Consider the following 9,162-nt stretch of genomic DNA (forward strand, 5'->3'; position numbering starts at 1 on the left):
TCACCTGTCCCGCTGCTCCCGCAGGAGTCTCGCACTTCCGCTCCAATCAACCTTAAATAGTTTCGTTTTAAAAACAAGAATCTTTACGAAAAGAGCCTTTTATAAAAAGCGCTTTCGAACACTTGGCGATGGCAGCATGCAGCTCTCTTCTTTCTTTCCGAACCATTTGTAACGGTTCTTGGCAATGAAGTCATAAACGATGTTCCGGATGAAGCTTGGAACGATGATGAAACCGTAAAGCAATTTCCATGCCCCTTGTAAGCGGCGGCAAATCCTCAAGGCTGCAGACGATTTATAGTAGGCCTTATCCTTTTCGATCAGAACCATGCTATCTATATCTGCGGGAGCATCGTATTTCTTCAGCAGCTCTTGACCCACCCCACTTTGAAGCGAAGCGTAATAAAAAAGCCCCTGCGGATCCCGCTTTATAATGAACTGGACACTCGAATCACAAAAGTTGCATTCACCATCAAATAAAATGACCGGATTCATGAACATTCCTCCTATAGAGAGACGTTTATCATACTCATGCTTCTATAATACACTACCCATTTTGGTAAGGCGAAAACGTATGGAATTGTTTGGGGTTTTAACGGTTTGTTTTCAATAGCAATTGGATTTTCTATCGACATCCTACTATTAATTATAAAAGTATATGGAATAAAAATGAATTTTCTGGGAGAGAATACTTATATTAATTACAAAGTAGGAGTGTATATATGGATCAAACACTTTATGAAAAAATTGGTGGAGAAGAAGCGATAGCAAAAGTTGTGGACTATTTTTACAACGAGTTGGTTCTTAAGGATGATACAGTTAATCATTTTTTTGAAAAAACGGATATGGAAAAACAACGCAGTCATCAGACAAAATTTATTAGTTTTGCATTAGGTGGTCCAAAACAATATTCTGGACAATCAATGGCAAAAGCTCACCAGGGAATGAATCTGCAACCAGCCCATTTTAATGCTATTGTAAAACATCTTAACGATGCACTTGCTCACTTTGGAGTGAATGAAGCTGACATAGATACAGCTTTAACTAAAGTTGCTTCACTAAGAAATGATATTTTGAATAAATAACTAACAGGTACTTTACTTCAATACCAGGAGCTGATTTGCAGCTCCTTTTCTTATGCAACGAACGTCAGGTTAGTGGAAGAAGGGAATTCTTAGTGGGAAAGTGAATTAAATATTTAATGAGATTAGGATTAGAAAAAATGAAAGAAGAGGTAGTAAATTGAAATTACTTTTTAAACGATTATTAGTTGTATTTATTCTAATTCAAAACATTCCAGTAATAGTTCAAGCTAAAGAGATCAAATATAATCACGAAAGTATAACTCTTTCTGAAATCAAGAGGAAAGTTGATTTTAAAGTAGTTGTTCCTCAGAGTATTCCTAATGATTGGACGTTAGAAATAAAAACATACCCCTGGGATGAAAAAGACAAAATAACTAATTTTAGATTGCACTATATGGATAGCGACGATAAATATTTGCTAATTGGTATTGAGCAAAGTAAGGAATCATCTAATTCTTCTAAAATTAGTAAAGAAATGGACATAAATGCAGAGCAGGTAAATATAACCGGTCATAAGGGCTTTTTTGTAGAATGGGGTAATAGTGGTGAGTTAGATAAAAAGGGAGAACTTATTACTGGAGGTTTACTTCGTTGGATACAAGAAGGAACTTATGTAGAAATGGAGAGCTCACGGGTATCAAGGAATAAAATGTTGGAAGTTGCAAGGTCAATGAAATAATTTAATGAACTAAAGGGGCAGATTAACAAAAAAGAGAGACCATATGTTCATCTGGTCTCTTGCTTATTATTTCTCCAGTTTAATATAAGGGACGATTTGTGCAGTAGCCCCTACAGAGGCACCACGAATAAAATCTTGATTTTCTAACGCTTTAAAATTTTGGGTTTGACCAGTAAGCATTACCCCCAAAATTTTCACTTTATCAAACTGTTTATTTTTATTTGAATTTAAAAACTTCTCGATTGTTTCGTCATTACTATTTGCATTATATTTTTTAAGTGCATCAATAAAGCTATTGTATGCTTCTTTCGATGAATCAGATGGATCAAATCCATAAACCTGCACACCAGCTGGTCCCTTACTTTCATCTGCATTTGGTGATGTCATATACAACCATACGATGTTTAAATTATCGGGAATTTTTGCTTGGATTTCTTGTAATGTATAAGGATGATCGAAAGAAATCGCAACTTCCGCAACATAATTTTTCATTTGTGAAATTTCCCCTAGTTCATTTTGTACACCATCATGGTACTTTTGAATAGATGGATGATAAAATGTCGCAACCTTATTCTTTGTTTGTTTATCATACTCATAAAATTCTGTATCGGTCCAATAAAATCCCGGTGTTAACTCGTTGTGATCAATATGGGTACGAAGCCAATCATACGAACTTGTGAGTGTGCTCCATTGTACTAAATAGCCATCAATATTTTTAGAACGATTCGTCACAATGTTGCCACCAAACATGGAGGAATTACTCGTAACTTGAGAATCGATTTGAATATTAGGTTCGGCAATTGCATTATGTAAAAAGAGCTGATCGTGAAGTCTTGTAGAACTTTTCGCTGCAAAGTAATTGCCGGTTTTATAAAGGATCGGTAATAGAATAAGTACAACGATAATTGAAGTAATGACGATTTTTAGTAATTGTTTTCGTTTAGCTTTTTTTAAAGCATCTTTTAATGAAGTGTCCATTAATCTTTTCCTCCTATTTTTGAGTGAATAAATTTACGTGCACGATATAATGTTTGCTTTACACTGTTTACTTTAATGTCCAAAATAGTCGCAATTTCTTCATATGAAAAATCATAGTAATACTTTAAAAAGAAAGCTTCTTTGTATTCTTTTTTGATGTCTTTTAATAAATAGAAAATATCATCCTTATTTAAGAATGCATCAAATTCTCTGTCTGTATATTGTAGCTTCGAATAAATTTCCTCGGTTAAGTAGATGTTCTGCTGTTCCTTTTTTCTTTTCAAGTCAATATATTCATTGAGAGCTACTCTAAAAAACCACGGTCGCATATTGCTCTCAGTTAGATCATCTAACAGTGTGTAGACTTTGTAAAAAGTATTTTGAATTATATCTTCCGCATCTTCTTTTCGGGCTCCTTTCGCTAGTAATAGATTGAACACTTCCTCTCCTAAATTGACAAGGTAGGAGGCTAATACATATTCTTTTTTCATCATTTGTCCTCCCTATACTTATACAACGAATAAGTAATAATATATGTATACACTTAAATGAATTAAATGGAAAGTTATGATTTATTAACGGGGACTATGTTATACGATTTGGTTTCCTGAATTAAACAACTTTATTACTCTAAAACATCATCGGATGAAAGTGGGAAAAATTTCAAACAACTTAAATAACCTCCTACCAAATTAACAGGTAGGAGGCTTACTGCAATCACAACACAAGAAATACTTATGAAGACTGGAAAGATTTAATTACTATAATCAGTCGTAAAACCTTAATCAACGAACGAGTGCGTTAGCTTAAGATCCAAGCCGTCTTTTGGTTCTCATTAGACACAAATTGTGCAATACCCTTAATAACGAGGGTTTAGGTTTAAGGACTAAAATGGATTATTATGGTATATTTAATGAAAAAAGGAGTAAGCATATGAAGTTGGTTCTTCAAGCGTTTATTGGTTCAATTGCACTTCATGTTTTATATATAGTCTGTTTGATGTTAGTGAGTATGATAAAAACAAAGAACTATAAACCAGATATTGTGAGTGCATGGGATAAAGTAGACACCCTTCAAAAAGAAGCAGAGATTGTCGGTAAAGTTATACCACCTTATTTTTACGTATTATCTTTTGTTGGGGTAGCTGCGATTTGTGGAATTATCATTTTAATGTAGAGCAAAATATGAAATTAAAAGGGTGGGTTAGTAAAGGAGTGTTTTTTTTGAAAAAGGTGTTAATAGGTGTCATTAGTATTGTGGTTTTATTTATAGGTGTCTTCTTTTTTCTGAAATTAAACCAACCTTTAGTAGCTTATCCAAGTGCTTCAGCGAATGATAAGCAGGTACAATTGGTTTCGGTAGGAAATAAAAGTCCATTTGATGATATTCAAATTGAAGAAGTTCTTGTCAATGATAAAGTTGTACCATCCAAAGTGAAATTACAAGTGAGTTATCATCCAAAAGGGTTTATTATCTCTGACCATTTTAATGGCGAAGAAGCAAGTGAATATACCTTCAAAGGATTAGATTCTATAACTCTTAAACCAAAGACAGACCCACAAAAGCAACTTGATAAAGTAAATGCTGGTACTGCAACAGAAGATGATACCATATATGCTCTTTCGTTAGTGCATGAACATAGTATTGACAAAGTCGCAATTAAATACCGGCACCTTGGCATGCCACATGAATTGGTTGTGTCCACTAAATAAAGGAATGGTTGGACTGTGAAATCCTATACTTAAACTAATGGTGCTTTACTTCAAAGGGTGGTTACAGAAGCAACCTTTTTGTTATGGAACGAAAGGGCAGGTTGTTGAATATGAAACTGTTAAAATAGTGATAAAGAAGGTGATCAGGGAAAATGGCTGCATTTCCAGAAGAAAATGACTTTCTGTCGTTATTTGAATGTGAACCAATGTTATTAGAGACCACTTCAAAAGACTTGCCATTTTATTATAATAAAGCAACATACCGGTTTTCTAATGGAGAAGAAGACTTTATTGTTACACTTTCGCCCTCCTATGGAGAAGTAAAAATACAAGTAACTCACCGTACTTCAAATAGATTGTTATCACTTTTGGACTTAAAACGGGTTGATAAATTCGAAATTAAATCAGATAAAAAAGACCATTCAGTTGTACTATTAACAGTTGTTAATGAGGATTACCAACAAATGATTGAAATTGATTTTAAGCCTTATTTTAAACAGATTTTCAAAGAACATTTTACTGGGTAGCAAAAAAGTCTGATTAAGCTAATAGGCGATTTACTTCATTAATGAAGGTTGGAAATCAACTTGGAATAATTTAAAAGTGCATCATATAAATCGTTCTTACTAAGCTAACGGGTGCAATAGCTTAAGAATGGAGCTGCCATAGAGGCTACTTTCTTGTTTCATAAACGGTGCTGAATAGGGAGAGAAGCTAGGAAGAAATTTTAGAAAAGCTAAATATACGTAATGGGTAGTATTGATCGATATTTTAACAAGAAAACAACAAATAAGGCAGTAAACAAAAATTGAGGAGGTATTGTAGTGAATCAACACCAAATCATAATTACTCAGTATAATCCCAAGTACGCTGAACAAACGGTGAAAATGTGGCGAGATAGTAAGGAACAGGCAATTGGTCAGAAAGAAATTCATAGCTTTGAAAATCACGTTTATTTTTTAAATAATATATTACCTGAACAGTTTCAAATAAATTTAGCGTTAATTGACGATAGAGTAGTTGGAATGATTGCTTCTAATGAAACGGAAATAAGCCAACTTTATATTCATATAGATTATCAAGGAATTGGTATAGGTCAAACATTACTAGATAAAATAAAAGCAAAATCAAGTGGGAGATTAACATTATATACATTTGAAGTAAATGAAAACGCACAACGATTTTATGAAAAGAATGGATTTAAAATCATTGGTAGAGGACACGAAAATGAAGAAAATTTACCTGATATTCAATATGAATGGATATCAAAATAAACAATGTTAACGGAGACTCCTATAGCTTTTTTATACCTGTAAAAATTTCTACTCGTTCTTTAGGTCTCTGTAAAAAAAAGAGTCGGCTTCACTTCTAGATTAAAACATCACTAAAGGCGCAAGGGGCTATTAATTTCACATTATCCCTTTCATCTAATTTTACTCCTAAAGCTGTTGCTGTTTCTGGGAACTTGGAAATAGCATCAACGGCAGAAGAATAGGGAGGCATATTACTTTTAATGTGAATTCTTGCTTCATTCTTTACAGGCCAAGGAATGTTCGGCATAAGGGTTTTAAGCATTTCCTCAAATTTTTTTTCCATTAATTCATCAATATTTGTAGGGTCAAAATAAATTAAATCAATATCTGGGATTGGAGTTCTTTCATTGAAATTATGTAATGTTCCCATATTTTTGAACAAACAAATCCAGCACATATCCACCAATCAGGTAAATTTAACGATTTTGCTGCTTTTAATATGTTCATCATCCATTGATCTTCTGTAATAAGCTCAAAGATTTTTTCCTCATTTATCACTGTGAAATTACTCCATAACATGTATATTACTTTTTAATAATTCGTTAACCTTGAATGCTTATCCTTCTTCAACTATCCTGCCCCTCATATAAAAAAAAGCTGCCATAAAGAAAGCTCCGATCTTCAGCTAACGCACCCGAGTTCATTAGGAAAAGCGAACCTTATTAAAAGAATCGCGCCCTACTGTGGAACAAAAACCGGTTGACATAAAGCTAATTTTAGGAAGTTTCAACTATATTCTTTTTCGTTTTTTACTGGTATAATATGGATGATTTTGTTAATGAGAGGGGAGAAAAAGATGAATCAACTTGTATTTAAGCAATTTGAGATGACAAGAGAATATTTCATCAAGAATGTAGAGTCCATTTCTAAGGAACAAACTGATGTGCAGCCAGATGGTTTTAATAACACAATTCATTGGCATACAGGTCACGTTTTGACAATTACTGAACAAACTATGTTTGGTTTCCCGCATGTAACAACTCACCTTCCCATGAATTATATAGAATTGTTTGGGAATGGCACAAAACCAGCTGATTGGACAGGGAATATACCTGCTATGGATCAACTTATTGTACAGTTGAAAGATCAATTAACTCGTTTAAAGCAAATTTCTGCTGAACAGCTAGATCAAGATTTGGATACACCATTCCTAGGTTGTAAGACTGTTGGCGAGCTTGCAGGTTTAACATTAATGCATGAAGCGACTCATATGGGGCAAATTCAGGCAATGAAGCGTATAATTGAACATGTAAGTGTTAAAAACTGAATTTTACAAAGTGTTATATTTAGATGAAAAAATCAGTCTAATAAAACTGGTTTTTTCTTTTGTTATATTTTATACATTATTAGTCTACATAACACTCTCTATTTTCATTTACTCCACTAACCATTCCCGTTTGTAAACCTCCTGATATCTTAATAATAATCTCCGGAAAATATACAAATTAACAATAACATTTTTTTAATTAATAATAATTTGAAGTCTTCATTTTTTATAATAGGTTAGGAGATATAACCAATAAACTATACTAGGGATACGTAAAATGCCTTTTTTGGTGAGATTACGATATTTCACTTTAATTTCATTTACAATAAGTAGAGGGAATATTTCGTCATTTAATATTAAATTATGTATTTAGGGAGGGAATGATTATGGATATTGGAAACGAATATTTAAAGATTGTAATCGAAAGGTTTAAAAGTGTAAAAAGCCTAGGAGATAAAACTATAAATCAATTATCCGAAGGGGAAATATATTGGACGTATAATATCGAGTCAAATAGTGTTGCAGTAATAGTAAAGCATTTGAGTAGAAATATGGTTTCAAGGTGGACTGATTTTTTAACGTCAGACGGAGAAAAGGAATATAGAAATCGTGATGAAGAATTTATAGATGATATATCTTCAAAATCCGAACTAACTATTGTTTGGGAAAAAGGCTGGAAAACCCTAATTGATACATTAACTGGTTTAAGCGAACAAGATTTATTAAAAAATATATACATTCGTGGAGAAAGGCATTTAGTTTTAGAGGCTATTGAAAGGCAGATGGCACATTATGCTTATCATGTGGGGCAAATTGTTTTTATTGGTAAACAAGTAAAAGATAATAAATGGGAGAGTCTCAGTATTCAAAAAGGAAAATCGGAAGAATATTTAAAACAAATGCTTGATAAACACCAGGGAAAATAAACCAAGAATAGTATAACCCTGCTAAAAAAACATCTCGTTATTAAGCAGCGGGTGCTAGAGCTAAGGTCAGAGCTGTCTATATCGGGGAAGATTAGTACAAAACAATCTTTAGTAAATTTCATTTTGTTATAATGAAAATAAAATCATTACTATTATAGGAGATAAAATGTTTAACAAAATAAAGACTTGGGCGAGAAATTTAAAACGACAGATTTTTATCCTTTACTTTGCTTGTAAAGATGAACGGATGCCTTGGTATGCAAAGGTATTTACAGCTTGTGTTGTTGCTTATGCATTCAGTCCGATTGATCTAATCCCAGATTTTATACCCATTCTTGGCTACTTAGACGATGTAATTCTCGTTCCAATAGGGATAATGATTGCATTAAAGATGATTCCAAAGAGTGTATTAACCGACTGTGAAGTTAAGGCAGAGGAAATGATGAAAAACGGTAAGCCGAAGAATTGGATAGTCGGCTCAATAATACTATTGATTTGGGTCTTAATTATAATATGGGCTTTTAGTAATATTTATCGCTTAATCAACTGACAGATGCGATAGCTTAAGATCGGAGCTGCCTTTAAGGCAGCTTTTTCCTTAAGGAACTAACGGGGCAGTTAGTGCAATAAAGCGTCCAGGGGTTATAATTAAGGATGCAGCTTTATTAAAAAACTAGCAAGTTATTATGTTAGAGAAGAGGTTAACAATGAAAAATAGAGAGGGAGCTATCGGTTACTGTTTGGGAATGGGTAATACATATGAAGATTATCCATTTCGTGATAAGAATTGGACGTTAATGCGACATATAGATAACAAGAAAGTGTTTGCGTGGATATTTGAAAAAGATGGCCATATTTGGATTAATGTGAAATGTGATCCCGGTTTTTTAGATTATTGGCGTCAGATTTACCATTCGGTAGTTCCGGCATTTCATCTTAATAAGGACCATTGGAATTCGATAATACTTGACGGTACTGTTCCAAAGGAAGCCATTTACGAAATGATAAAACAAAGCTATATGCTAACTAAAAAAAATAATAGTAAAGTTAATTTCAAAAAGTGAAGGCATTGATTCAGCAGGAAGGATTTATGCCTTTTTCTTATGGCACTAACGGGGGCAGATTAGCTCTATAAGAAAAGTGGAAGGTAAATCCAATTAATAGTATAGTCATATGTACTAGATCCTTTTTGTAGTCTATTCCTT

General features: G+C 33.2%; 13 protein-coding genes and 1 pseudogene. 10 read left to right on the plus strand and 4 right to left on the minus strand.

The window, feature by feature from the left end; all coding sequences use genetic code 11:
* Positions 1-99: 99 nt before the first annotated feature.
* Positions 100-492 (minus strand): thiol-disulfide oxidoreductase DCC family protein, encoded by a 393-nt coding sequence (locus ACFX4L_RS24090; RefSeq protein ID WP_377406467.1) that lies wholly within the window; start codon positions 490-492, stop codon positions 100-102.
* Positions 493-719: 227 nt separating this feature from the next.
* Between ACFX4L_RS24090 and ACFX4L_RS24095 the strand changes: the two genes are divergently transcribed.
* The gene (locus ACFX4L_RS24095; RefSeq protein ID WP_284469820.1) at positions 720-1,082 is read left to right on the plus strand and encodes a group I truncated hemoglobin; all 363 of its coding nucleotides are present in this window, start codon (positions 720-722) and stop codon (positions 1,080-1,082) included.
* Between the two features lie 157 nt (positions 1,083-1,239).
* Positions 1,240-1,761 carry a DUF4367 domain-containing protein gene (locus tag ACFX4L_RS24100; protein WP_377406469.1) on the plus strand — a complete coding sequence of 174 codons (522 nt, stop codon included), beginning with the start codon at positions 1,240-1,242 and terminating at the stop codon, positions 1,759-1,761.
* 66 nt (positions 1,762-1,827) lie between these two features.
* On the opposite strand, the gene ACFX4L_RS24105 is transcribed toward ACFX4L_RS24100, so the two are convergent.
* Together ACFX4L_RS24105 and ACFX4L_RS24110 are read right to left on the minus strand one after the other, a co-directional pair.
* On the minus strand, positions 1,828-2,739 hold the full coding sequence (locus tag ACFX4L_RS24105) for a sigma factor regulator N-terminal domain-containing protein (protein ID WP_377406472.1): 912 nt from the start codon (positions 2,737-2,739) through the stop codon (positions 1,828-1,830).
* Positions 2,739-3,230, minus strand: a complete 492-nt coding sequence (locus ACFX4L_RS24110; protein WP_377406475.1) for an RNA polymerase sigma factor — start codon at positions 3,228-3,230, stop codon at positions 2,739-2,741. The genes ACFX4L_RS24105 and ACFX4L_RS24110 overlap by 1 nt, the downstream gene beginning before the upstream one ends.
* Before the next feature lie 442 nt (positions 3,231-3,672).
* Here ACFX4L_RS24110 and ACFX4L_RS24115 point away from each other — a divergent pair, with 442 nt between their 5' ends.
* The 4 genes from ACFX4L_RS24115 (at position 3,673) to ACFX4L_RS24130 (ending at position 5,725) form a co-directional block, all read left to right on the plus strand.
* Complete coding sequence (locus ACFX4L_RS24115) at positions 3,673-3,915, plus strand: hypothetical protein (protein ID WP_377406478.1); 243 nt, start codon at positions 3,673-3,675, stop codon at positions 3,913-3,915.
* A 47-nt stretch (positions 3,916-3,962) separates the two neighbouring features.
* On the plus strand, positions 3,963-4,451 hold the full coding sequence (locus ACFX4L_RS24120) for a hypothetical protein (protein WP_377387380.1): 489 nt from the start codon (positions 3,963-3,965) through the stop codon (positions 4,449-4,451).
* Between the two features lie 152 nt (positions 4,452-4,603).
* The gene (locus tag ACFX4L_RS24125) at positions 4,604-4,978 is read left to right on the plus strand and encodes a hypothetical protein (protein ID WP_377406480.1); all 375 of its coding nucleotides are present in this window, start codon (positions 4,604-4,606) and stop codon (positions 4,976-4,978) included.
* Positions 4,979-5,275: 297 nt separating this feature from the next.
* On the plus strand, positions 5,276-5,725 hold the full coding sequence (locus tag ACFX4L_RS24130) for a GNAT family N-acetyltransferase (RefSeq protein ID WP_284469824.1): 450 nt from the start codon (positions 5,276-5,278) through the stop codon (positions 5,723-5,725).
* 62 nt (positions 5,726-5,787) lie between these two features.
* Here ACFX4L_RS24130 and ACFX4L_RS24135 read toward each other — a convergent pair.
* Positions 5,788-6,283, minus strand: a pseudogene (locus tag ACFX4L_RS24135) (nucleotidyltransferase family protein); the annotation flags it as partial.
* A gap of 277 nt (positions 6,284-6,560) precedes the next feature.
* On the opposite strand from ACFX4L_RS24135, the gene ACFX4L_RS24140 reads away from it, so the two are divergent.
* From ACFX4L_RS24140 to ACFX4L_RS24155, 4 genes are all read left to right on the plus strand, one after another.
* The gene (locus ACFX4L_RS24140; protein ID WP_284469825.1) at positions 6,561-7,031 is read left to right on the plus strand and encodes a DinB family protein; all 471 of its coding nucleotides are present in this window, start codon (positions 6,561-6,563) and stop codon (positions 7,029-7,031) included.
* A 386-nt stretch (positions 7,032-7,417) separates the two neighbouring features.
* Positions 7,418-7,957: a DUF1572 family protein gene (locus tag ACFX4L_RS24145; protein ID WP_377406483.1), complete on the plus strand. Its 540-nt coding sequence runs from the start codon at positions 7,418-7,420 to the stop codon at positions 7,955-7,957.
* 166 nt (positions 7,958-8,123) lie between these two features.
* The gene (locus tag ACFX4L_RS24150; RefSeq protein WP_377406486.1) at positions 8,124-8,507 is read left to right on the plus strand and encodes a YkvA family protein; all 384 of its coding nucleotides are present in this window, start codon (positions 8,124-8,126) and stop codon (positions 8,505-8,507) included.
* Between the two features lie 157 nt (positions 8,508-8,664).
* The gene (locus ACFX4L_RS24155; protein WP_061464634.1) at positions 8,665-9,021 is read left to right on the plus strand and encodes an MmcQ/YjbR family DNA-binding protein; all 357 of its coding nucleotides are present in this window, start codon (positions 8,665-8,667) and stop codon (positions 9,019-9,021) included.
* Positions 9,022-9,162: the final 141 nt, after the last annotated feature.

The organism is Peribacillus sp. YIM B13482 (assembly GCF_042787975.1).
GTDB lineage: Bacteria > Bacillota > Bacilli > Bacillales > DSM-1321 > Peribacillus > Peribacillus simplex_A.

Coding starts and splice junctions, on each gene's coding strand:
- ACFX4L_RS24090 (WP_377406467.1), bottom strand. CDS start 492: ATGAATCCGGTCATTTTATTTGATGGTGAATGCAACTTTTGTGATTCG.
- ACFX4L_RS24095 (WP_284469820.1), top strand. CDS start 720: ATGGATCAAACACTTTATGAAAAAATTGGTGGAGAAGAAGCGATAGCA.
- ACFX4L_RS24105 (WP_377406472.1), bottom strand. CDS start 2,739: ATGGACACTTCATTAAAAGATGCTTTAAAAAAAGCTAAACGAAAACAA.
- ACFX4L_RS24110 (WP_377406475.1), bottom strand. CDS start 3,230: ATGAAAAAAGAATATGTATTAGCCTCCTACCTTGTCAATTTAGGAGAG.
- ACFX4L_RS24115 (WP_377406478.1), top strand. CDS start 3,673: ATGAAGTTGGTTCTTCAAGCGTTTATTGGTTCAATTGCACTTCATGTT.
- ACFX4L_RS24125 (WP_377406480.1), top strand. CDS start 4,604: ATGGCTGCATTTCCAGAAGAAAATGACTTTCTGTCGTTATTTGAATGT.
- ACFX4L_RS24140 (WP_284469825.1), top strand. CDS start 6,561: ATGAATCAACTTGTATTTAAGCAATTTGAGATGACAAGAGAATATTTC.
- ACFX4L_RS24145 (WP_377406483.1), top strand. CDS start 7,418: ATGGATATTGGAAACGAATATTTAAAGATTGTAATCGAAAGGTTTAAA.
- ACFX4L_RS24150 (WP_377406486.1), top strand. CDS start 8,124: ATGTTTAACAAAATAAAGACTTGGGCGAGAAATTTAAAACGACAGATT.
- ACFX4L_RS24155 (WP_061464634.1), top strand. CDS start 8,665: ATGAAAAATAGAGAGGGAGCTATCGGTTACTGTTTGGGAATGGGTAAT.